General features: G+C 33.7%; 15 protein-coding genes. 3 read left to right on the top strand and 12 right to left on the bottom strand.

Annotated features, from left to right (window positions below; genetic code table 11):
• Positions 1-75: 75 nt before the first annotated feature.
• From AC07U8_RS01095 to AC07U8_RS01055, 9 genes are all read right to left on the bottom strand, one after another.
• Complete coding sequence (locus AC07U8_RS01095; RefSeq protein WP_494737146.1) at positions 76-1,047, bottom strand: YagK/YfjJ domain-containing protein; 972 nt, start codon at positions 1,045-1,047, stop codon at positions 76-78.
• A gap of 391 nt (positions 1,048-1,438) precedes the next feature.
• On the bottom strand, positions 1,439-3,901 hold the full coding sequence (locus tag AC07U8_RS01090) for a hypothetical protein (protein ID WP_494737145.1): 2,463 nt from the start codon (positions 3,899-3,901) through the stop codon (positions 1,439-1,441).
• A 577-nt stretch (positions 3,902-4,478) separates the two neighbouring features.
• Positions 4,479-6,344 carry an N-6 DNA methylase gene (locus tag AC07U8_RS01085; RefSeq protein ID WP_494737144.1) on the bottom strand — a complete coding sequence of 622 codons (1,866 nt, stop codon included), beginning with the start codon at positions 6,342-6,344 and terminating at the stop codon, positions 4,479-4,481.
• Positions 6,341-8,068, bottom strand: coding sequence for an AAA family ATPase (locus AC07U8_RS01080; protein ID WP_494737143.1), 1,728 nt, complete (start codon positions 8,066-8,068; stop codon positions 6,341-6,343). Before AC07U8_RS01080 ends, AC07U8_RS01085 begins: the two co-directional genes overlap by 4 nt.
• Before the next feature lie 97 nt (positions 8,069-8,165).
• A complete protein-coding gene (locus tag AC07U8_RS01075) occupies positions 8,166-9,458 on the bottom strand; it encodes an McrC family protein (RefSeq protein ID WP_494737142.1) in 1,293 nt (430 codons plus the stop codon).
• Complete coding sequence (locus AC07U8_RS01070; RefSeq protein ID WP_494737141.1) at positions 9,458-12,130, bottom strand: DUF8426 domain-containing protein; 2,673 nt, start codon at positions 12,128-12,130, stop codon at positions 9,458-9,460. Before AC07U8_RS01070 ends, AC07U8_RS01075 begins: the two co-directional genes overlap by 1 nt.
• 45 nt (positions 12,131-12,175) lie before the next feature.
• Complete coding sequence (locus AC07U8_RS01065) at positions 12,176-15,433, bottom strand: type I restriction endonuclease subunit R (protein ID WP_494737140.1); 3,258 nt, start codon at positions 15,431-15,433, stop codon at positions 12,176-12,178.
• Entirely contained in the window at positions 15,430-16,728 is a 1,299-nt protein-coding gene (locus AC07U8_RS01060; RefSeq protein WP_494737139.1) for a restriction endonuclease subunit S, read from the bottom strand. Before AC07U8_RS01060 ends, AC07U8_RS01065 begins: the two co-directional genes overlap by 4 nt.
• Positions 16,728-19,046: a type I restriction-modification system subunit M gene (locus tag AC07U8_RS01055; RefSeq protein ID WP_494737138.1), complete on the bottom strand. Its 2,319-nt coding sequence runs from the start codon at positions 19,044-19,046 to the stop codon at positions 16,728-16,730. The genes AC07U8_RS01060 and AC07U8_RS01055 overlap by 1 nt, the downstream gene beginning before the upstream one ends.
• An 884-nt stretch (positions 19,047-19,930) precedes the next feature.
• Here AC07U8_RS01055 and AC07U8_RS01050 point away from each other — a divergent pair.
• Both AC07U8_RS01050 and AC07U8_RS01045 read left to right on the top strand, forming a co-directional pair.
• Complete coding sequence (locus tag AC07U8_RS01050) at positions 19,931-20,347, top strand: hypothetical protein (RefSeq protein ID WP_494737137.1); 417 nt, start codon at positions 19,931-19,933, stop codon at positions 20,345-20,347.
• 49 nt (positions 20,348-20,396) lie between these two features.
• Positions 20,397-20,966: a hypothetical protein gene (locus AC07U8_RS01045; RefSeq protein ID WP_234623386.1), complete on the top strand. Its 570-nt coding sequence runs from the start codon at positions 20,397-20,399 to the stop codon at positions 20,964-20,966.
• Between the two features lie 259 nt (positions 20,967-21,225).
• Here AC07U8_RS01045 and AC07U8_RS01040 read toward each other — a convergent pair whose 3' ends face one another.
• Positions 21,226-22,566, bottom strand: a complete 1,341-nt coding sequence (locus tag AC07U8_RS01040) for a hypothetical protein (protein ID WP_419338617.1) — start codon at positions 22,564-22,566, stop codon at positions 21,226-21,228.
• Positions 22,567-22,822: 256 nt separating this feature from the next.
• A complete protein-coding gene (locus AC07U8_RS01035; protein ID WP_494737136.1) occupies positions 22,823-23,656 on the bottom strand; it encodes a hypothetical protein in 834 nt (277 codons plus the stop codon).
• Positions 23,657-24,018: 362 nt separating this feature from the next.
• On the opposite strand from AC07U8_RS01035, the gene AC07U8_RS01030 reads away from it, so the two are divergent.
• A complete protein-coding gene (locus tag AC07U8_RS01030) occupies positions 24,019-24,750 on the top strand; it encodes a hypothetical protein (protein ID WP_494737135.1) in 732 nt (243 codons plus the stop codon).
• 116 nt (positions 24,751-24,866) lie between these two features.
• On the opposite strand, the gene AC07U8_RS01025 is transcribed toward AC07U8_RS01030, so the two are convergent.
• A complete protein-coding gene (locus AC07U8_RS01025; protein WP_494737134.1) occupies positions 24,867-25,868 on the bottom strand; it encodes a Fic family protein in 1,002 nt (333 codons plus the stop codon).
• Between the last annotated feature and the right edge of the window lie 89 nt (positions 25,869-25,957).

The following is a 25,957-nucleotide window of genomic DNA, read 5'->3' as shown; positions in this document are numbered from 1 at the left end:
AGCATTAGCTTATTTGATTGATTCACTCCACATACGATGTGTAATGCTGTAATACATTACACATCCCTGTCCATATCAATCATAATAATCTGTACATAGCCTAAAGCCTTGCGCTACTGGTAAAGCAGAGACAATACACCCTCTACGATGATCAGTCTTGTACTGCGCTTTACCAAAGCTCCGCATCTTAGGAACCCCTACTCTCATGTATTGATTCTCTTTTTCAGGATTGACCAAATACATAGCTGCATTGATAGCATTCTCAACTTGTTCAGGCTTGTTCCTATGAATCATACCAATACCCAATTTACCCTTCTGTAGAAATTGCGCCTTGTAGTCAGGGGAGTTAGAGGTAAAGTAGTAGCCTCTGTTCGCAGTGATCTCACTCCAACATTGCCCTACCTGTATAGCCATACCAAAGTCTTTTTGATGTTTATGCCCATCGTAGATCAATAAGACATGACAGTGATAGCCCTTAGTTTCCCCTTGCTCTAAGGCCCATGCATATCCATGTAGGTCTTTGAAACAAGTATCTTGATTCTGCATTCGATTGATAAAGGTACGAAGATATGCATGGAATTGCTCAATACCAATCTGAGATTGGTACTTCTGTTCAATACTCAAATCAATACGAATAAATAACAGTTTGGCATAGTGTTGAGTGAGTTGCTTGATATAGGTTTCTAATGAATTCTGATTACAACGTTCCTGTGATTTAAATAATCTTAACTGCTCTGTAATATCCATTGCATTGTACAAGGCATTATTCCACAGAAACTGTAATTGAGAGTTTGTAAGATCATCAATACCTTGACATTCAGTAAGCTTGAGAAACTCATCTAAAGATGAAATCAACTTCTGAAAGCTATCAATACTTTTAATATATTTCAAATGAGCTTTGTAAATAGTTCTAAACAAGGGAACCAACTGTTTTAGATTCATTTTAAACTGTTGCTCATTGAACTTAGTTTTATAAAGTGATTGTATAAACTGATCAATCAGAATCAATACTTCAGATTCATTAATATTAACTACTGTATTAGACATAGTATTACCTAGTGAATGTTTTAACTCATAACACTAGGGAGTTAGTTATCTTTTACAGTAAGTTGAATAGTATGTAATAAAGATACTGCTTTAGTTCATATAGAGATGTTTACTCATATTAAACCAGTGATTCCAAGTAAGTCATACTCGGTATCAATGATTTTAAGCTCATAGATACTACTCATATGTATTCATGCAGATAATAGTTATCCCTTTAAAACCATATAGTGATAAGTATATTTTAAGATCATATATTTATAAGTATATATTCATTATATTAATAACCCACTAGAGCCATGATACCAGAACAGCCTAGTACACGAGAATATGGAAAACCTATATTCCCTTATAGCAGCACAAACTTGAGATAATACTACAAGCTAAAGTTAAGCTATTGATCCTCATCAATTTCAGAATGATCTACAGGCACTTTTGGAACTATCTTTTTCATCAACTTCGGAGTAGGCGCATTCTTTCTGCTAGCAACAGCTATACTACTTTTAATCAGTAACTTAGCATCAGAGTTATGATAATTAGAACTGTTTGTATTCATAGTATTTTCTATAAAAATGCTATGGCTTAAGAAGGTTGGAACAATTTTTTGTAAAAAATCTGATTTCCTTTGCTTATTAGTTGATTCAATCAGCAAGCGATCGAGTGAATATTCCTCATTCGTCTGCATAATTGATTTACCTTGTATCTTGCAACTTTTGAAATTAGGCTTTTCATCCACCTCTAAAATCAAATGTGCTTTGGCTTTTATAAACTCTGCCAACTTTTTATTTAACACATTAATTATTGAAGTTGGATCGGTAAATGCCCGATCATCAAATACAATAAACACATCAGCGTAAAAATGCCCTTTTTCATTCTGACGCCATAATCCAAAGTAACCAGTCTTCCATGATAAAGGTTTTGCACGTTGTGCGTGATGCAAAAATGCAGTCCATAAAATTGCTAATTTTTCTTGAGTTATAAATTTAGACTCAAGGATCAATTCAACAGTTAATCTAAATATTAAACAATCTTGTTTCATCAAATGTTGAAATAAAATGGTGGCTACTTCTAGGCGTTTTTTATATTTTCTGTAAGCATTGATTCTAGTCTCTTTAATTGATTTGTTGTTATAGCCAAAAGACATCTCAGTGAATATGCGACGTAAGTTTAAAATAGATGAATTAATCCTCCTAATTGACTCTTTAGAGACCTGTAAACTGGTGAGCTGTTGTAGTGCTTCCCTGCTGTTTTGAATTAGACCATTCTCATGTAATTCAAAATCTTGTTTTGTTCGTATAACTGGATTCTCTAATTTACTTTCACCTAACAATATAAATTGTTTACCTAGACGCGTAATCGCTCCATGTAAAACCTGCCGGGTCAGCATTTCTTGATCACCTGAGACACTAAGTTCAAATGCCATTAATCGAGTTGTAACCAATGTTTCAATAAAAATCTCAATATGTATCATCGATTGAAGTGTTTCAGGGTCTGATTCAATCTCACAATAGTAATGCTTCACCGCTTCAATATAAGCTTGACTAGTTTTTGATAGACTACGTGTACTCCAAACAGATTTTCGCTCACTCTCAGACAAAAAGGGTTGATTAGCTTTTGACAATGCTTTGTTCGCTTTTTCCAACTCTTTTAACGAACTTTCCATAGAAATGTAATTTTTGGGATTTAAATCCAGTTTGTCTGCTACAACCGTCTTTGGGTAAGCATCTAAAGTTTCATTCGTAGCCAAATGGTTTTTTAAATGATTCGGTAATTTAGGCTGAATGTACAAATCAAGTGTAAAGAAAAAGCTAAGTACCCAATATTTAAATGCTTCAGCATTTTTAGGTTGTGATTTTTTGATAAGCCCCACAGCAATTTTAGAATAATTTCTCCTAATGACCTCATTCCAATTGCGAATCGAAACATAATAGGAATTCCCCAAAAAGTTCTGGATTTGTTGTTGTAATACGTCTATTGACTTTTTTTCAGAAAAATTTTTAGAGGGTTTTAATATCAAAATACAATGTAAGTTTAGATCCTCTTTAGCACCATGTGTTTCAATTTTGGTTAACCCATTGAGAAGATCAGGAAACCTAGTCAAGATAAGTTTAATATCATGAATGGGGCTATGCACACCTCCCACTTGAGTCAATAAGTCTGACCTAGGTTTTAAAAAGTCTTGAATCCTAATATCAATTGTAAATACGTTGAGTGATGAATGCACTCCTAATAAATGATCAAAAATTTGAGCGTGTTGGATTAGCTTATCGAATACCTTTTTTTCCTGCTCACGATGATCATTCATTCCATGCTCAATTTGATATCCAACTTGGGCTATCATTTGAGCTATACGTTCATAAGGAATATCTCTGGTCATCCAAGGGGTTATTTGATGATGAGTATCATAAATAAATGCAGCTTTAGCATATTCCTCCTGTTTTTCTTTAGATAATGATAGATAGCCGAAAATGCCATATTTCTTCCTTATATCATGGTCAGTATCTTTATCAAGTTGTACATATGTCCCATACACGCTCTTAAAAAATAGATGATTAAAAATTTCAGGATATGGAAATAAATCTTTTTGCAAACGAATTGCATCAAACAACTGACAAAAATCCGCAAGCTGTTGATGATCCTTTTGATGTCTGAATTTTGAAATGAACACTTCAATATCCCAGATATCATCACTGACTTCTTGAGCAAAATCAGCTATCCCCTTCAAAGCTTCAATTGTTTCTTTAAAAATTATTTTCTCACTCAACGCACCTGTATAGCGTGTCGAATATGAGGTAGGAATTTTATGTTTTAGTAATTTAAAAAAATCTTCATTTGAAATATTTAGAGGTAAAATCATGATAAACGTGCCTCATTACTATATTTACCAATACATAGGTTTAGAATTAAAAAAAAAATCATATTAATCACACTTATTTTATATAAATTATATTACTTTTTAAATCATAAATCACTCATTTAAATTTAGTTAATCACTCCTAATATTTTTAAAAAACACAAAAAAAATTGCACATCAAAGTGCAATTTTGGCTTTATGAAAGCCCTCAATTTAGCGATTTAAAAATGAAAAAGATGATTAAGAGTTCAATAACAGGTTCTGCTAATTTCTAAGATTCAACACTTTACCGCAAAGCATCCATGTTATAGTAAGGGCGAAAGCTGATTAGCTAAGTAAGTAGCGTTGTGCAGTTGGGGGTATAACTGGGGGTAGAATATAAAAAATATTATTTAATTTATATTAATATTATAAGCTTAGTTAAATAATGTGATTCCCTCTTTCATATTATTCCAACCTCATCCATTGGAAGCTTAAACGCCTAAACTGTAATGGTTTAGGCTTTTTTGTTTCTTATATCTTACATAAATAAAATAATGCGAGATTAATCCTATTTTTACTGGCTTGTTTACCCACTAAATCATACACGTACTAAATTTTGATAGAAAGAATCTCTTAGAGTAAGTTTAGTTTCCAGAATTTTCTCAATCACATTTTGTTGTAACTCCATTTCTGTTTCTAATTGATTTAGCCAATTATCAATTTCAATTTGAACTTCCAATGGAGGTAAATATATATCGACATTATTAATTTTGGCCATAGTCAAATGTGGTTGCGCAGTACCTGTAGCAAGACCTCTCAACATCTTTCTTTCTAGTATTTTTGCTAAATAGGAAGGATGTACAATTTCAGGACGGCAACACTCTAAAACAATAGCATTATTCGTAACCCAGATTTGACCTTCAACATATCTCACATTACCACAATATGCTCCAACTCTACCAATTATTATATACTTCCCCAGGAGAGTAAATTCTTTATAAAAACCGATGATACCATTACCTCCATAAACACTATAACCATCATTATTTGAGAGAAGCTCTCTTGATAACGGTTTTGTTGATCTCGATTTCGTCAAATCGCTCAGTTTAAAATGTATAAAATTACAATCCTTTTTCCTTTCTTTTATCTTTTTGTTTATTTCTTCAATCTTTTCTGAAATAAAACTTAGGCTTGTTAGTAATTTTTCTTGTTTTTCAAAAAGCTGATTAACATAATCTTTTGGAGACTCAAGCTCATGGAAGAAATTTTTATCATTATTACGCTCAAAAACATTATATCCCTGAACTAGATTTATAAGTGGCACTGACCACGAATTATCGGAATCAATACGATCTATGTTTTTTGAAAAAAAATCATCAAAATGGTTCAATGTAATTGGATTTTTACGAGAAAATTTTTCAACACTGTCTAAGACATAAACCCAAAAATCTTTACGAGGAGTATGATTACTAAAATGTAAAATTATAATTTTTACTCCAGTTGCAGGGAGCATTGAACCAGGTGGAATAGAAGTTATACTTTCAACATTAAAATTATAAAATAAATTATTCTTCAACTCCATACAGTATTTATTATTATCATGAAGAAATCGTTCTGGAAGAATGACGGCAGCCTGACCACCCTCCTCTAAATTTTCCATGATATGTTTCAAAAAAATATAGTCTATATATTGAAGTCCATTTTCACACATAACTTCATTTTTATATTTTATCTTTCCAAAAGGTGGATTGGCCAAAATATAATTATATTTATTCCCTACATTATTGATACTATCACCAATATTTAAATTAAAAAACTCCTCTCCATTTAAAATCAAATTAGTAAATGAAATTAGGCTAGCAAAGATTGATATATCAGAACCTATTATTTCATATTTCACATCCAACATATTGCTCTTGATATATTTACTTACTTCTAATAAAAAACCAGAAGAGCCACAACTAGGATCATAAATCTTACCCCCATAGTTTGGACCTATTATTTTAACCAATACTTCCGCCATTATTGCAGGTGTATAGAACTGCCCTAATTGAGGAGAATCAAATGCCATAGCTTCGATCATTAAACGATATTCATCTGCTAGAATTACAAAATCTTCATTTTTTCTAATTTCTGACAAAATAGGAATGATATAATTCAGAATAATATTAAAATTTATTTTATTAAAAATATCAGGTAAAGATAAAAATAATTTATATATTTCATCACAAAGCTTATTATTTCCATCAAAAATAAAAATTTCCTTCAAAATACTTTCACTATAATCAATATAATTACTTACATTCCATTGATTATTATATGGATAATCAATATTATTAGCTACTTCAGCATAACGGACTAAAACAAAAAAAGAAATAGCTTCTATTTCTTGTGAAGAGTTAATAAGATTACGCTCGTTTCTGAGAACACTTTGTATTCTACTTATAATTTTTTTAGCTCTCAATTTAATTCACCTACTATAAATTTATACATCTTCTCAATATCTTCACTAATTTCTGAAGATGGAATCATATCAATGTATTGATTAAGTTTATATGGGTCTAATCCAACTCCTTCTGTATCAATTAACGTTGTGATTATAGTCTTAACATTTAAATTTCTTATTGAATCATTATCTGCTGGCTTACCTTTCTTCAGGAAGTCTTTACTCGCAAGGCCCCTATTATTTACTAACTTAATTAGACCACGGCCAGAAAGTGCTGAAAATGATAATAAATAGTTTTTTATCTCCCTCCTTTTCCATGCTAAAAGATGTAAGCCAATGTCACGATATTTCTTTTTATACTTTTCAAGAATTTCATTTTTAGAACAAACAGAAACTCCATTTTTATTAAAATTAATTTCAGCATTGTCCCTATCACAAATTAAAAAAATATTTTTTGCATTCCTTTGATCAAAAGATAACAATGAATCCACCCAATCTATCTTGGCTTTACCAAATTCTTCATTCATACAACCATAGCTGGATGTTTTTTTAATCACATGTATATTAGATAAAAGTGATATATCTAAACCTTTTTGTTTAGCTAAAGCTAAAAAAATGGTCCAATCATTATAATCATCCATTAATACTACATTTTCAAGTTTAGAACAAACTTCGAATTGAACAGATTCCATTCTAGATAATACAGATAGCCTATCAAAAAGCGCTTTAATTTTTCTTTCTTCTTCAATCATACCTTTATTTACTATTTTTAAATTTCCAAAATTATTTAAAGGAGAAGTTATGGAATCCAATAAATGAGTTGTTGTTAATGTATAACCTTCTATTGCATGTAATGCCATCCACAGTTGCTCAACATTTTTGTAATGTAAATGAGAGTCGACTTCATCTAAAAGAAAAAAAGTATCCTCACTATCAAACAAATCAAGCAGTGCGTAAAGAAATAAAATTTGATATTCACCATCACTTAAGTCATTTATAGATAATCCATTTTCAAAAGTGAGTTGTGTTGTATTTTTATCAAAAAAATAATCATTATCAGCAGCTTGAGTAAAAAAAGTTATAATAGGACCAAAAAATTGCTCATCTGGATCAGCAAAAGATGGATTGAAAAAATTTTCATAACTTAATTTTACTTTTTGGCTAAGTAATGGTTCATCAAACTCATACTTATCATCAATAATTGTATGAATAAAGCTTTCGAGTGTAAGGTGATAAGGTGAAGTTCTAAATGTATCGTTGTGACCATTTTCTTCTTCTTTCAAAGCATCTTGAATGCGATTAACATAAGCTTTTTCAACTCGGATTGAAACATTTAATATAGTTGAAATATCATCTCTTTCATCTAGAGATTGATTAATATAGTTCTTTTCTTTCAAGAAAGTTCTGACGTAACCATTCTTCATCATTGTAGCAATAAAAATTAGTATATTTGACCACAATTTATCATAATAACAGCAACCCAAACTCAATCCCCTGTTTGCTTGACGTTCATTTGCTAAATATTCAGAGAAGAATTTTGAGTATTTTTCATTTTGCCCAGATGAAAAACATACTATTTTTTTATGGTGAAAATTACTTCTATTTTGAAGACAGCCATAAAAGATAGACTGTAATATAGATGATTTTCCAGCACCATTTTCTCCAATAAGTGCTGTTACTTTCTCAAAGTATATTTCTTGCTTATTAGAGTATAAACTATTTTCAGGTAATATTATTTTCATAAAAGATTACTTTTTCCTAACAAAATCAAGCAATATCCGCTTTATAAATTATAATGAACATCATAAAAGTAACACATCTAACAAGTATATTTAATTATTAAAGCAACTCTTCAATCAAATCTTGTTCTATTAAGTTTCCACTTTGTAAATTAAATGGAAGTACATAGAGCGTCAGTTCTTCCGAAAAATTAAAAACGGGTAAATGTGCGTTAAGCTTAGAATGCATCGGATAAATTAAAACAATTTTTCCGCAGCCCTCTAAGTATTTTTGACCATATGCGAACATTTGATATAAATCTGCTTGGCTAATTCCATACTTATCTTGTGAAGTCTTTTTAGATTCATTAATGAATTTCCATTTAGTATCAATAATGACTTTAAATTCTAAGCCTTCTCGAATTGCTAAATCTGGCTCTAATTTAAACCATTGCTGTTGTTTAGCTTCTTGAGGTTGATGTTGAATTAATGTTCTTTGACTTGGTTGTACATGTAATCTAAGACCTGATTTAATTTTTAATGATTTGGCTACATACTTTTCAAAAAGATGCGGCATTGAAAATAATAAAGAAACACCTTTATTGGCCCCATACTGAAAAGATGGGCTAATATTACTCAGAATTATTTCACACCAGGGCCTAATTCCAGCATAATGCTCTAATAAACGATCATCCCGCCATTTTTGAAGATCATCGATTGGATGAGTAACTAGAGGGATTGTTTCTAATAACCCACAAAAGTCAAAGGCTCTAAGTCGTGAATCATCATTATTTGTAAGTTTTAATACATATTGTAAGGCAGTATGTATTAAGCGATTTTCGATGCCATTAAACAAGAATTCATCATACTCTAAATCAAAAATAGCCTCTTGACCTGGTCCCTTGCGCATTTGCTGTGAAATCAATAATCGACCTTTAACAAATGGTTGTGAGTCTTGGACTAATTCATAATCTCGCTTTAACCCTACATGTAAAAGCTCTTCAAGCTCATTTAAAAATTTAGTAATAATCCATTCATGTAAAGGCAATTCTTGATGGTCTAAATCTGCATTTGTGAGTTCTCTAGCTTTTAAGTCATAGACAGTCTCAAGCATTCGCTTAAGTACAATTTTAGATTTCTCTATTGAATCTTGCGCAATTTCAATTTTTGGTAAAATTTGAATTTGTTCATTGTTAAAAGGGCTCTGAATATATCCAACGTAAGCACCTAGCTTAAAACTATTCTTTTTAAAGTCTGTTAATACAGGTTCTGCATCAATATCTTCTGGAGTCCAACTCTGATAGTTATCAATTAGCCAATCTAGTGTAGATTGGCTAATATATGCTCTTTTTAAGTTATTTGTTGCAGCCGGATTATAAGACTGCAATTCTGCATATTCAGTTACCGTAATCATTACTGATAAATCTGCCTAAAACGTTCTAAACTACTAAAGCAATCCAAATTAAGTTCAACACAATGTAAGGGATTTAATTTATTAGGTGGCTCAAAAGTAAAGAGTGATTGATCATTCTCAATTTGAGAAATAATTTGATCTTTTGACTCACTATTAGGATTGTCATTTAAAATTAAGCTTATAAGTTTTAAATTACTAAAGAAATATTCTTGTAGTAAAGGAAGAATTTTATTTCTGAAGATTCTTTGTAGCAATTCAAGATATTTATTTTCATTATCAATTTGCTTACATAATGGCATAAAATAGCTGTGACCTATTTGAAAGTCTTTGCCTTTTAAACACTGAATCCTTTGATTGATTTTTTGCAACATGCTGACTACATCAACATCGTACTGTTTAGCAGCTTCTAATACACTAGCCTTCGGTAAAATTTCTTTAAATTCAAAGCGACGGCGTAGTGCTAAATCAAGTTGTGTTAATGATTTATCTGCTGTATTCATAGTACCAATCAAATATAAATTTGATGGAACACTAAATAACTCTTTAGAATAAGGGAGAATTAGCTCACGAGCATCTGCTCTACCACTCCGCTTATCATCTTCAATTAAAGTAATAAGTTCGCCAAATATTTTAGAAATATTACCCCGATTAATTTCATCCATGATTAAGACATAGTTTCTATTTTCTCTTTCTTGTTGAGTCGTATCGGTAATACCATCGATTTTAATATTTTGGTTTTTTAGCTCATCAAGAATTTTAGACCAACTCATTCTATACAGTTCATACACTGTCTTTAGTGTTAAATTTTTATTATGATTAAGGCTTAAAATATTAAAATCAATATCAGTATCTAGCCAATTTACATTACGAACATGGGCAAAATCTCCATCATCTTCATATGCCACCTTATCAAAATAGTAGTCTGATGTAATTACTCCTATCGCTTGAACACTCGTCTGGTCTTTTAAACAAAGAACAACATCGCCTATATCCATTCGCTCACTAAAATCGAATAAAGTCGAATGGGCATTAGACTTCAATTTTTCGTAATAATCGCTTTCTTTTTCATCTTTTTCTTCCCTTAAATCCCCTGTTGAATTCCAACCTATACGTATCTCCTGGTTTTTAAAATATCGTTGTCTACGTTCGACATCACCACGCTCACCTAAAGATATTTTCCAAATTTTTGGAGCATCATTAAGTTTAATATTAGTTTCTTTCACTATTCCTTGAGACTTTTCTGCTAATAAGGCTATTTTTTTGAAGACTCCATCTTCTACTTGGTAAGCAATCTTATCTTGACCTTCAGGAATATATGCTTTTAAGCCCTCAATAAAGTCTTCATAGGCGAAGCTTTGATGAAATGTAGTAAATGCTATTTGATCTTTTTGAATTAACTCATCATATTTTTCTTTGATTTTAGCGTGATACTCAGCATCATCCTCAATATCTAATGATAAATACCATTGAGGAGCTGCAATTTTAACGGCCAATTCAGTTGTGGCATAAGTTTTTCCTGTACCTGGTGGGCCAGAAAGAATTTGATTTAAAGGTTCGTCTACCTCAAGCATATTTTTAGCCTCTTTAATATTATTTATTAAATTACTTATTGATATAGGATTTATGATTGAACCCTCATACCAATCTAAAACTAATAAAAAATCATACCAATTAAAGTTTTTATAAGTTCTAATTAGGCAAACTTCTTTGTTTGCTAATCTCTCTGCATGATTTACTATATTTGCGCTACCAACAATTCGCATTTCAGATTTTAATTCAAATTCATTTGGAATCTGTTCTTCTAAAATGATATTAAAATTTTTGAGTTGAGGTTTAACTTCTAAAGCGAGATGTTTGCCATTTTCAGTCTTAAACCCCTTAATGTATTGTACTCCATCCGTAATCCTATCTAGTCTTGCAGAAAGTAGTTCCTCCACATTTTCCTTGTCAAATAACCGTTGATTAATAAACCAACAAGTATATGATAATTTAGGAAAATCAGCTTTATAATTGTTTTTAAGAATAGTTATTAAAATTTTGTATTCCTTCCACTTCATATTTTTTTTATGTGGGAGTTCACGTGAAGAAAGCCAATCATGTGTTTGACCATCTACTGGAAAAAACTGATGTGGAAAAAATACAAATAACATCTGCGACAAAGAAGCTAATGCTGTATATTTGACTTCTAAAGCAGCATTAAATTTATCTTCTAACACTTCTTTTTTATGAATTGCTTTAAATAAATTCCATAAAGTTAAAATATCATTCGCTTTTCTATCAAATTTATATGCAAAAAACCAAGAGCCTTGTGGGTTTGGAGTAGGCACTCCCTTAAAATCAGTTGGTATATGTAATTCTGGTATTTCTCCCTTTAAATTTAAGAGTAATTTGTTTAAGTTTTCTTGTTTTGAATTTTTTAATATCAAAGAAATAAAAGTGAATGGGTCGATTTCACTCAAGGTAACTGTATTCTTTAATATCAAACCCTTCTTGTGCTCCTTATCTTGCACAGCTTTAATCTCATCAAATTTACTCTTAGAATCATAGTCGAGTAGCCCACCTTCTATTCCAATTTTTTTTAATACACTCACCAAATAACTTTGATTATTTTCATGGTTTAATAACCATTCAGAAATTTGTTCAAATGTCTTAGTCCAAGTATAATTACTCACAACATCCCCTCTAAACTTTTATCTATTTATTGACTATAAAAATGACTAAATATGATTCTTTTTCACTAACACATCATAAATAATATTCGCAAACTGCCTCATCTTGGCAGGGTCACTCATTAGCTGTGTCATTTGCTCAGTTTGCGCTGTATTACTATCTAAAACTGCATCATCTAAAGCGCTATCAAACTCACCCAACATTGCTTGTTCACGGGTATTATTTTGAATTTGCTTCATCATCTTAATATTTTCAGACATCTTGTCTGCAACCGTATAAACATAATTAATCATGTCTTGATCTGTCAGCTTATCGGTAATAAATACATCATTTACCCGTTGTAGAATAAGCGACAAAAAATCTTCTTTTTTATCTTTTGCCTTTGCAGATCCGAGATCATTGGCTGGTTCTAATTTATGCTCTGTACTATTGGCTTTAAGTTGTATGTCCTGCTGACGGATTTTAGAAAGACGGTAATGGCTCATTGCCACATTACTTAAATCAATCACATCTTCGTCTGCTGCTTGCTCACGTAGTAAAGGGCGTAAATTACGTGCAAACAAACTGATTTTCTCGAGTTCTTTATCGTCATACTCCACAATCTGTGACATAAACTCATAAAAACGAGTAAAGCTACCTAAATCTTTTTTAAAGATTTCTAGAGTATCCCGTGCTTTTTTTGCTTCGGTAAATTCATTTTCAGCGTTGGCAATCAAAACTGGTTCACCTGTTCGCTTAGTAATTTCCAAAAGGTTTTTCGTCACGTCATAATCATTGATTGCTTGGGTATAACGTTGCTGCCAACGTTGCATTGCTGGTTTACAAATATTGGCAAGTGCTGCATTGGTCTTGTTTTTACTATAAAAAGCTTCAACAAACTGCTCAACTTCAGTCATGACAAATATACGAGTCGCTTTAAGCTTTTCAGCCAAGTCATAAACAATATCTGGATTGGAAACATCTGCGAGTTCTGCCGTTTGATAATACGGCTGAAACGCATCTAAAATTTCTTGTGGTTCATTAAAGAAATCCAGTACAAATGTGCCCGATTCAGCTTTACCAGGATAAGTTCGATTTAATCGGGATAAGGTTTGCACGCACTCCACACCACCGAGTTTTTTATCCACATACATGGCGCTTAATTTTGGCTGGTCAAAACCTGTCTGGAACTTATTTGCCACAATCATCACTTGAAAATCATCGCTATCAAATGCTTTACGCATTTCACGCCCTTTCAAGTTTGGATTCATATTACTTTCAGTGAATTTTTGCCCAATTAAATGACTGCTATCAGCATCATGATCAGCAAATTCTACTTCGCCTGAGAATGCCACCATCGCTTGGATATTGGCATAGTTCTGTTCTGCTACATATTTATCAAAGGCTTGCTTATAACGTACAGCTTCTTTTCTTGAACTGGTCACCACCATAGCTTTGGCTTGACCACCCAATAAGCCCATCACATTCTTTTTAAAATGCTCAATAATCACACGTACTTTTTGCGAGATATTATGGTCATGTAGTCGTACCCATTGATTGAGCTTGATCTTGGCTTTTTTAGCATCAACCTGATCATCTTTTTCTTCGATCTTCTGTTTCAGCTTATAAATGACTTTATAGTTGGTATAGTTTTTTAGGACATCCAAAATAAAGCCTTCTTCAATGGCTTGGCGCATTGAATAGACATGATAGGCTTCGGGCTTATTGGTTTTAGATGGTGGTAATTCAGGATTCGGCAAACGACCAAATAACTGTAGTGTTTTATCTTTTGGCGTTGCGGTAAAGGCATAGAAACTTAAATTTTGACTCCCCTTACGTGAAGCCATCACCGCATCGAGTACATCTTCAGACGTCAGCTGATCATTTTCATCACGCTCTTCTAACATAAGCGTTTCTTTAAGCTGACGCGCAGTTGAGCCACTTTGCGAAGAATGTGCTTCATCAGCAATCACGGCATATTTACGCTCTTTTAAGCTTGCACTGTTTTCAATAGAACGTAGTAACCAAGGAAATGTTTGAATGGTTACAATAATAATCGGCTGTGCAATTTCTAATGCATTTGCCAATTTTTCTGATTTAGAGCCGTCACCCTCTTTATTGTTAATTCGCCCAACGACACCATCAGCATGTTCAAACTGATAAATCGTATCTTGTAACTGCGCATCGAGAATAGTTCGGTCGGTGACGACAATCACCGAATCAAACATCTTGTTATTATCCGCATCGTATAAGCTAGACAGTTGATGTGCTGTCCATGCAATTGAATTGGACTTGCCTGAACCTGCACTGTGTTGAATCAGATATTTTTGTCCTGTGCCTTCTTTTAAGGAATCTTCAACCAATTTGGTTACAACTTTCCATTGGTGATAGCGTGGAAAAATCAGGCTTTCTTTTTTATATTTACGCCCTTCCCAATCTTCTTTTTCTTCAATCTGTAAATGAATAAAATTACCAATAATATTTAGCAAGCTGTCAGGTGTTAAAACTTCATTCCATAGATAGCCTGTTGCATATTCATTTGTATTCTCAGGTACATCATTGCCTGCACCTTGTTCTTTGGTGCCTTTGTTAAATGGCAAGAAATAGGTATTGTCGCCATTGAGATGGGTAGCCATATAGACTTCATATTGACTTACCGCAAAATGCACCAATGCACCACGTTTAAAGGTCAATAAGGGTTCTGGCTTATTGGTTTCAGGATCTTTTGGCAAACGTGTTTTTTTATACTGCGCCATCGCATTTTGCACAGCTTGTTTAAACTCTGACTTGAGTTCTAACGTTGCCACAGGAAAGCCATTGATAAACAATACTAAGTCAATACGCCATTTTTTAGCTTGTTTGCCAGTCGCTTCTAATTCGACCTTATTGGCGTATGGGCTATACACCAACTCAGGTACGACACGACAAATATTCTGTTTATAGATTTCATTTAGTTCAGGGTTTAAACCATGTTCAGGCTTAAACTGGCAAAATGAAAAGCGTGTACCACGGGTTTTAAGTCCATGACGTAATACGCCTAAAGTACCATAACTGCGGGATTCGATATCAGTGGCATTGATATCTGCTTTTTTAAGCTGAGCCACCACAGTATCTAAAAAATGGCGTTCGGTATCGTTCGGAAAAATGCTTTTAAACTTTTGCCATTCTTTGTCTTGTGTCTTTTGTACAAAGTCTAAAACATCTTGTTTGTAAAGTGCTTTTTCACGGTGATACCCTTGTGGCGAACCCACTTGCCAGCCGTGGCTTTGCATTTGCGCAATGATGTCTTGTTGAAAGATGGTTTCTAAAGTTGCATCTGATCTCATGCACTTAACTCCATATTATCTTGGATATTATTTTTATTAGGGTTTTGCCAGTTACGAACATCAATTTTACCTGTCACGGCTGCCGAGATAAGTGCTGTACGGCGTTCTTGCATGAGTTGAATTGCTTGCTTAGCTTTTTCCATCAAAGAACAATTTTTTTCTAAATACTGTGTAATAAACTTACTTATCTCGATCTGCTCACTTAAAGGAGGTATCGCAAAGCCTAAATTAAGCAAATCCTCTTGAGTCATGCTCGGTAAAGCAGTATTTGTTGATAGCTTATCAAAAGGAAATCCTACGGATTGGAAATAGGCATATTCAGGATTAATGTTGTTCCCTAGTTCACTATAAAACATTGTATCTACTGTCCAAAATTTACCATTCACAAGCAATGGCTTATCGACAGTACCTTTTCTACCAAATAAGACAGAAGTTCCATCATATAAATACTCGGAACTCCTTTTGAATATTCCTCCTGATCCATAAACAGGATAACCACCCTCTTCTATTTCAACATTTTTATAATCACGTCCATTTTTAATAGATAATACGTTCTTTAATCTACCAATTTCCCAATGCTCAGGCACTTCCCCTAACCATTCCACACCAGAATCTTTCATTGCAACATCAGGATTTAAACCTTTAGTAACAGCATGACTAATCACCGCTTGACGCTTTTCTTTTAGCAGTTCAATGAGCTTTTCTTGTTTGGCAATTAAGGTGTCTATTTGAGCGGTTTCATGGTCGAGGAAATTACTAATATTTTTTTGTATCTGTATATCAGGAAGTGCAATTTTCACATCCTTTATCGCATCACAATTTAAATGAGGATGCAATGCACCTGTTTGAATTGATTTTAGTGTTTGACACCCATAATCAGAATTTAGTAACCATGACAAATAAAAACCCCAAATTTTTTCGTTACCTGACACAATAATCAGAGCATGACAATTACAACCTTCAAACTCTTTAGTAACAGCCGCGACTTGCCCAATATCTCCAGTCTGAACAATTAATACATCACCTTCTTTGAGAATAGACTTGCTTTTTTCATTACTCCAATCCTCACTAACATAATAGGGGGTATGAAAATTAATTTTATTTTTCTTGATATGTAGTGACTGTAAATATCTAATCCCAGAATCGTAAAATATATCTCTTGTAGCACCTACATAGCCATTTGTGATTTTATTACTAACTCTAGCAATAGATACAATAGACCATTCTTCAGGAATATCCCCTAACCACTCAACACCAGAATCTTTATATTCAGCATATTTCTGATACTTTGCCATTAAGAATGCACCTCTTGCAGAAGCGCCATAATTTCCAGGCTCACCGTATCCAAGTCGGCATCAATCTCTGCCAAATCACGCGGTGGCTCATACACATAAAAATGACGATTAAATGGAATCTCATAACCGACTATGCCAATTTCGCCGTCCTGTGCATCACGCTTATCGGCATTAATCCACACATCAGCCACATGCGGTTGTACTTCACGCTTAAAGTAAGACTCAATTAAATCGGTGGTGCTTTGGCTTGGGTCAAGCGCAATGTTTTCCGCATCACGTAAATCACCATCTTGCACAAACTCAACTATTTTGCCTTTATAACTAAACTGACCATACAACGGATTTTCTGAGCCTTTAATGACCTTATTTACGACAGGTTCAGCATCGGCATTCTTCCAAGTAATGGCATCAATGAATTGCTTCTTCTCTTTAGTTTCAAGCTTGATATTGGCATCTTTAAAGACTTGTTTCAGTGCATCATCAAAGGCATTAAAATCATCAAACTGTGTTATACCAATTTTAGCTTGTAGGGCTTGGGCTTTATTCAATAACGTGCGTTGCTCTAACCACAGTTTTGGCTCAAGTACGGTTTTAATGTCTTTTTCTTTCAGTTCGCTAAATTCAGCTTTAATCAGCGCACGAATCTCGGCCTCATACTCAGCCAATTGACCGTAGCTGTCTGCTGTCCATGATGCGCCATAAAGCTCATAGACTTTTTGCATGACGGTATTAAACGGCTTTGGTGCAAAACGTAAAGTTGAAATTCGATTATCAGACAGTTGAACCGATAAACGTAACGGACGTTCAATCGTTACACGACGGTAGCCAAACTCATAACTGTTAAAGATTTTGCTTGAGAAAGTTTTAGCCGTTTCAGTTTTAGGACTCGCAGATTGACGACCACGATTAGATTTTACCTCCGCAGGTTTATCTAATTCACGGGCATTCATAACTTCAAAGTTACCATAACTGCACGTAATCATCGCAATATCAGCTTCGCTCATTTCATTACGCTTAGAGCCAAGTGATTTACGCATTTTGCTGTATAGGTTGCTACCATCAATCAGCTGTACTTTGCCTTTACGTGCCACTTCTTTCTTATTGCTGAGTACCCAAACATAAGTCGCAATGCCTGTGTTGTAGAACATATCGGTGGGTAAAGCGATAATCGCTTCCAACAAATCAGCTTCTAAAATATAACGGCGAATTTCACTTTCACCACTACCTGCGCTACCTGTAAACAAAGGTGAACCATTTAAAATAATACCAATACGGCTGCCTTGACCTGTGCTATCAACATCACGCATCTTGCTAATCAAATGCATCAAGAATAATAGCGAACCATCAGAGACACGCGGCAAGCCAGCACCAAAACGACCATTAAAACCCTTTTGTTCATGTTCGTCTTTAACCTCTTGTTCGATCTTTTTCCAGTCCACACCAAATGGTGGATTGGATAGCATATAGTCAAACTTTTCATAGGCAAGCTGATCATTCGACAAGGTATTGCCCAACTTAATACGGCTGACATCTTGCCCTTTAATCAACATATCAGCTTTACAAATAGCGTAAGATTCAGGATTAAGCTCCTGACCAAAGACACGCATCACCGCTTCAGGATTATGCTCATACACGTATTCCGTACCTGAAGATAAGAAACCACCTGTCCCAGCAGTCGGGTCGTAAATCGTTCGAATTACGCCTTCTTTATTCAGTGTATTATCATCTTGGCTAAAAATTAGACCTGTGGTGAGTCGTACAATATCGCGTGGTGTGAAGTGTTCCCCTGCGGTTTCATTTGAACTTTCTGCAAAACGACGAATCAGCTCTTCAAACACCAAGCCCATTTCATGATTAGAAATACTTTGTGGACTTAGATCAGTGCTCGCAAATTTCTGAACGACTTTATAGAGTAAATTGGCATCATCCAATAAGCCTATAAACTCATCAAATTTAAAGTGCTCAAAGATTTCACGTGCATCTTTTGAAAAGTGTTGGATGTAATTGCTAATGTTGGCTCTTATATTCTTTTGCCCTAAACTACCCAAATCAAGTTCTGAGGTATTAAAAAAAGACAGGCCCTCAGTTGCCTTTAATAACATTTTTTCTTTGGCTTCTTCGGGTAAAGCCATCAATTTAACTTTTTCATTGGCCTCTAGTACCTTAGCTTTACTCGGTTCAAAAACACATTCCAAACGGCGTAATAAAGTAAAAGGTAAAATTACTCTTCCGTACTGTGATTGTTTAAAGTCACCACGAAGAAGATCTGCGACTGACCAAATAAAAGCTGCAACTTGAGAAAAATTGTTATTTGTCATTGAAATATACCGCTTGCTTTACAGCTTAAAACTTGAAATTTATAGCGTTAATTGTGCCTGATTTACAATGGGTTTTACCAGTCCCAAATAGGCTTTATTCATATTGTTAAAAATAAAGAAAGATCAGTTTTTTTATCTTCATTACTCTCAAAATACAAGCAATTCTCAAAAATAAAATCACATCGTGCTGTTCAAAACACAAAAGAGGCCCCCCACATCGATTTAAATACAGACACTGATATATCTAAATTCCCCAAACTGAATGCAAAGAAATCCCCTTTCACCCCACACATTTGACTAAAAGTGCCTGCACTATTATCCTTTCCCTGCTGGCCTACATTGCCGGCCGGTTTTAGCAGACCGTTGTATATAGCGCATCAGACTTATTTTCTCTGAGGATAAGTTCTATGTGAAACCTTCTCGTCCCCCTTTGCGGTAGAACGGGAGGGGGACGCGTTCGCGCGTGCTGGTTCTATATGCCCAGTCTGCTAACCCCTTTTCGTTCTGCCACCAGAATCATTTAGCAGTGACTTGGCAGAACTCCTTTTGCATATAGGAGTCAACCATGACTATTTCTTTATTTTCAAAATTTCACTTTATTCCTATTTTATCTTATCAATCTAAGCTGAATTGTATCTCTACATTGCTTCGGCAAAGCGGACTTTTGCACGTCTGATTTTAATCATTGGTGTATGGATTTTGCAGGGACTTACAGTCAATGGCTTTTTGCTGATGCTATTGCTGTTTTAGTTATTGGTGAACTGTCTGGATGGAATAAACCAACACCGCAGTAAATCATTTCTACGCCCTTTGAAATCAGACATCGATGTTTAATTAATCCAATTAAAAATATATCTAACAACAAGAATCAGGATTCTATTTTTATGAATAGCCAAATCAAAATATTCTTACAATACAGTGCTGTTGTTGCCTGTTTTTCAATAACCCCACTTTGTCATGCGGATATGAATCATGTGATAGCACTGATCAATAACCCATCCTCTGCTCCCGTCATTAGACGTTGTGAAAGCAATATCAATTGCAATGCGTTTGTTGCGATAAGCAAGCAATGGCAACTCATCCCTAAAAATGATCGATTACGTTATTTTATTTATAGCGGTGATCTAAACGCCCTTATTCGAGAAGGTAAAGAATTAAAGGAACAGAAGTTAATTGACATTGATAACTTCTCTTATCAGGTCTTTGATTATCGTGCGGAGAATTTTAATGATCGATGGTTGTATATCAAAGGTTTAGCTGTCCTTAAGTATGTGCAAAGTACTCAGTTTAACCAGCTGTGATTGATAAATCTGTCTATGTTCCATGCTCAAATTACAAGGAAATCTAGTCATGAAAAAATTAATCATCACGCTCACGGTTGTATCAACTTTAACAGCATGTTTTCAGATATCTGAGTCGTCTTCGCCTGATCTTACAAACGAAGCAGCTCACGCTCAATCTCAAGTTGGCTCTTATCAAGAAATGCAAGAGAAAGAAGCTGAGGCTGCTGCCATTGCTCATGATCGCTATGATCCTGACAGTATTTATAAGGGAGCTGAGAATGTTGTTATTCCACCGCCTCAACTCAAGCGTAAATTGTTAACAAGTGAAGCACTAGAGGTTCAGTTTCGCCCTATCGACACTTCTCCAAACTTTAACGTCATCAGACAAACTGTTTATGATGTTACGCGTTTAAAAGTCATCTCTGAAATTGAAGATGTACTTGATAAAATCGAAGTAGATAATCCGAACTGTAAACTCATTGGTGTAGAACCGTTTACCGTCAAATTTCCTAAAGAGACCTATTATGGAGATGTGTTTAATCTTGTTTTAAAAGGCTGCTCTGCCCAGGAAATCAAGGAGGTTTATCTTTATACCACACATGGAAAATTAACTTACCGTGCCATTGTTGAAGAATAATTTCTTTAAAATAATGACAGGTAAATAAACCATTTTCTCTGTTTCAGCTCAATGCCTCATATTGAATCAGCGCAAATATTCATCACTAAGCTGAGTTGGAACAGAGGACCAACCGACCATCATTGCAGACGTGTAAATCAATGAGGGAACTCTACTGTAAGTAGCATGTATGATTATAAAAATATACCATTCACATAAGGTTGATTAGATTAATTTTAGTTGTATTAACATTTTCTACAAAACCTCTATAAAATAATTTTTACCATTTAATTTTTTTAAATACACTACCAATTTTATTACCAACATCATTAATTTTTTCTTTTGTCATCTCTAGAGATTCAGATGCAGATACCTTTAATGCCTCCGTTTGCTGCTCTCGCTTTAAATTCTCTGCAAGTTTTTGCTTCGCTAAAATATCGTCACTAAAAGAAGTAGGAACTAGTTCAAATTCTTCATCAATTTTACCAAGGTTCTTGAAAAAATTTTCTTTAAAACTAGTCATTAATTCACTATCTGGCTCAGGTAAATATGCATTAATGACTCTATTATTCGATACCTCTAATACAATCTCTGTTTGTCCATTTATATCTTCAATATCATGAATTGTTAAATTCATATAAGAGACTAATTCATTAATTCTTTCAAAAAATACAGTTAACTTTGAACGAAGGTTGTTACGTTTAACTGCTAATTCTTTATCTGAACTAAGTTTTGCATTTAATGAGTTAATTCTGTTTATCCAAGTTTCTCGTAATTCAGCAATTTCGTTTTTATTTAGCTCATCAATTTGATTAATGAATGCATTTTTTCTTTGTCTAAATAAATCATATTCATTACTTAGCAATAATGCTTGTATAGCTTTCGCTTTAACTCCTGCAACTAAAAACCATTGGCTTAGGATTGTAAGATGCTTATCAAGCATATTAGATAAATCACCAAAGCTTTTATCACTACCAAACATGGAATCATCAACATAATTGTCTACAGTGGTAATTGCATTTTTAATTTCTTTTATTAAGTGCAATAAAACAGCGTCGACTTCTCTACTATCTTGCTCTACTTGACTTCTACGGACTGGTGACAATTCAAAAGAGTGATTAGCTGAGAGGAAATATTCATCAAAATAATCATTTATAGCTTCAATTTTACTTATTCGTTCATCATCTAAAAATTGCTTAATCTCAACAATTTTAATATTCATTTCCTTTAATTGAGTGCCTATTTCTGCTAAATGTGCTTGACCTACAGCCATTGTTATAGCTTTCATTGCCACACTTGTAGTCAATACTTTTTTTAATTGATCAGGATCAAATAAGCGTGCATGAGAGCTTATTCCATTCTCCCCTAATACTAGACCTAATTGACCATTACCATCTTTTGCTTTAGTCAACATTCCATTTGCAATAACCTGCATATATTTATTAGTAGCGACTTCTTTTGCAACCATTGCATCTGGAGCAAATTGAAGAAGTTGATTGAATAATGGTAATTTTTTAGAATCTACTCTTTTTTTCTTAGACAAATTGTCAGGATCAATATGCATAAAACTTAATTCTGCTATTTCATTTGCAGAGTTATTTGATTCAACTAAATTATTCATAAATTCCTCAAACTAGTATTTTGAATTATTTTTAACTTAAAACATTTTTATATCACAACCATATTTTTTAGTAAAAATATCTGCAAAAATTTTTAGATCATTTTATCGAACAGTCCACATACCCCATTTAACATAATCAGCCCTATACAAAATAAATTTGTAATCCCCCAAATAAAATGTCCGCTTTTAGAATATGCACTTTTGTGATTTTCTTAGCGGACGATTTTGACTAATTTCTTATTTCAAAAGATATGAGTTACTGTTCAATCACCAATACAAAATTTGGTAAAACTACTCCTTTGTTGGTCTTTAGCACACCTACACATAAATTTTCAGGTGCTGAGATAAAAGTGATACCCGAGAAATCGCTCGTTGATTTACATTTTTTCTGATTTGCTTCACTGGGCGCCTCAAGATTTAATTGATGCTGTATATCTAAGACAAGAACCTGTGCTAATGCATCAAAAGCTTTATTTGCTTGTGTAAAAAAGACCGTATTATTATTTGCATCCCATTCAGTTAATGGTGCTTTTTTCTGGCTGATATAATTGTATAAACGCTTTGCAGACTTATTATTGTCAGCAGCATTTTTAAATTCAGCTTTCAATCCAAATACTGCCTTGACATCAGGTTTTTCTTTAAAAGAAAGCCGTGCAAATGGGACAATTTTAACGTCAGAAGCCTGATTTGAAGTCAGTAGTTTAAGAGAAGTATCTGCTTGATTCTCCTGTAAAGCAGAGCTAATTTTTTTATTCACGATCTCATCAAATTTAATGGCTTGCTTTAAATTACTGTTAGAGATAGCTGCGCCATTATTTCGTTTATCAATCGCTGTAGCAACACCGACACCAATCAGTCCAAATGCATTTGACGCAGGGTTGGAAAGTGCATTGCTTGCATCCCCGACAGTAATTTGACTTCCCTCAATAAAATGATCACCGCCACCAGATTCCGTCATCGCTGAAATTTGCTCAGATGATACTGAAATTGTCGTGTTGCTGCCTTTTGCAGGGTATTGAATGGATTTGGTTGTTGCACATCCAGTTGCAATCATCGCAATGACAATTAGGCTTAAGAAAGACTTATTCATATGAAAACAGGCCTGAAGAATGGTTGATATATTAAAAACATGCACACTTTTCGATATTGTTAAGTAATAATAAATAATTATTATGATAAATGATACTGAGAATTATTCCCTTCGCTCAGATAAAAAGCGAATAAACTTCCTTCTTTTGATCGAACGCCAAAAGAAACCATTTAATTTTTTACTTTTTCATAACACAAGTTGCAAAACTGTAGTTTTTTATAAAAATTCCCCATACTTTATTAAGACTATTGGGACCAACTATATGTTTAGCTAATTTATCAAACATTAGATATCAATACAGTAATTTTGGATATTCTAAATTTCTGATAAGATCAAAATTTAATAACCAGAAAATAATAATTATGGGCTATAGATCTGCTGGAATGATATTTCCATTTAAAGGTAAGTCTGAAGAACTAATAGACTTAATTAACAATTGGAGTGAAAAAGAATTTGAGATTTTAGAACCTAACTTGAAGGCAAATGAAACCATTGAATTAGAGTTCATTCAAGATAGTTTAGTCATTCTTCATAACTCCAGTTTTTTCTACTCCGCTTTTGAGGATAAAGAGTTATGGCAAGAAAGACTCAAAAATGCTTCATTCAATGAATGGGTAATATTTTTTGAATGCGTAGATAGCTCCGATGCAGCCAGTTACTTAATATTTAAAAACAATATAGAAGTCAGAAGAGTTTCTGAAGTAGGGGATCAAGATTTTTATCAAGAAGGCGAACCCCAAGACTTTGAAAAAGAATGGATTAATGCATCAATAGGCTATGAGCACAGCTATCAGGATGGTGATGAATGGAAAGAAGAGATTATAACCGATCCTAATTTTTCCATGGACGAGGTTGAAGAATGGGAGGATTATTGTAAATTTTATTATATTGATTCAAAAGAAAACTCTACTAACCATTTATCTCGACTATTGTTAAGCGATTTATCAAATGAATATTTAAGCTTTGATTTTATCCATGAATTTTATGAGGTTGAAAATAGAATTAGATTAGGGCATGAAATAATTACTGACAATACTGATACGTCAAAGATACATAAAAAGAGCTTTTTGCAAAAATTCTTATTTTGGAAGTAACCATATTCTCAAAATAGTCGTTATACGAAATCAAAAAAGTCCATATCTGAAAAGCTAGAAATGGAATAGGCCCTCAAATCATTACATCGATTGTCTTTGAAGAAAAACTTTTCATTTCACTTCAATCTATATCGTTGTTTAGGGCTTTTCGGCTTATCTGGAATGCTACGTTCAATAAGGTTTGCGTCTAACGCAGGATTAAGATAATTCTTTTGGAATGTTGCACGATGGGATAAATCTAATAACTGCATCAATTCAGTCAAGCTATATTCTTTTTCCTGCATAACTGAAATTAAACGCTGAACTTGGTCGCTTACTTGTACGTCAACTTGAGCGCTAACATGATCGCTATCTTGAGCGGTGTTATTTGAGTCCAATATCGCATCCAAAATCATCTGCAAAATAAACTCTATAAATGCTGCAGAATCAGTACGGTCTGTGCTTGCTTGTAAAGCCTCATAGTAGGCCTTTTGATTTTGATAAATCAGACTCTCAACAGGAATATTTGCAAAAATAGTATTCCATCGGCTAAGTATCAATGTTTGCCAAAGTCTCCCCATACGTCCATTCCCATCAGCAAATGGATGTATAAACTCAAACTCATAATGAAATACCGAACTCTGAATGAGTGGGTGTTCTTGGCTATCTTTAAGCCATTCCAGTAACTCAGACATTAAACGAGGAACCTGATTCGCTGGCGGAGCCATATGCACCACTTGATCACCAGACATAACACCTACATTGGCATGACGGTATTGTCCAACGTCATCAATCAAGCCTGTCATTAAAGTTTGGTGTGCTTGTAATAAATCTACTTCTTGGCTGGGTTGCCATTTTTGAAATGCGTCATAAGCTTTTATGGCATTACGTACTTCTTGAACTTCTTTAGGCGGTGCAATTACAGCTTTACCATTCAAAATTGCAGTAATTTGTTCTGTGCTGAGGGTATTTCCTTCAATTGCAAGCGAGCCTTGAATTGTTCGGATACGATTGGCTTTTCTCAGTTTTAAGTTGTGTTGGACTTCCTCTAAAGCACTCAAACGCCCTATATTCTCACTGATCTGCGCAATCAGATGAATGATTTTTGATGTGATGGTATAAGGCGGTTGATATTTCATGCCATTCCTAAACAGAAGTAAATACAAAGCACTGTTGATTAAACGCTAAAAGTTTTGTTTTTCATAGGTTATTGAATGCTTTCAGAAAT

It is taken from the genome of Acinetobacter sp. GW821-FHT01E09 (assembly GCF_059422385.1).
This window is presented reverse-complemented; position numbering and strand designations above follow the sequence as displayed.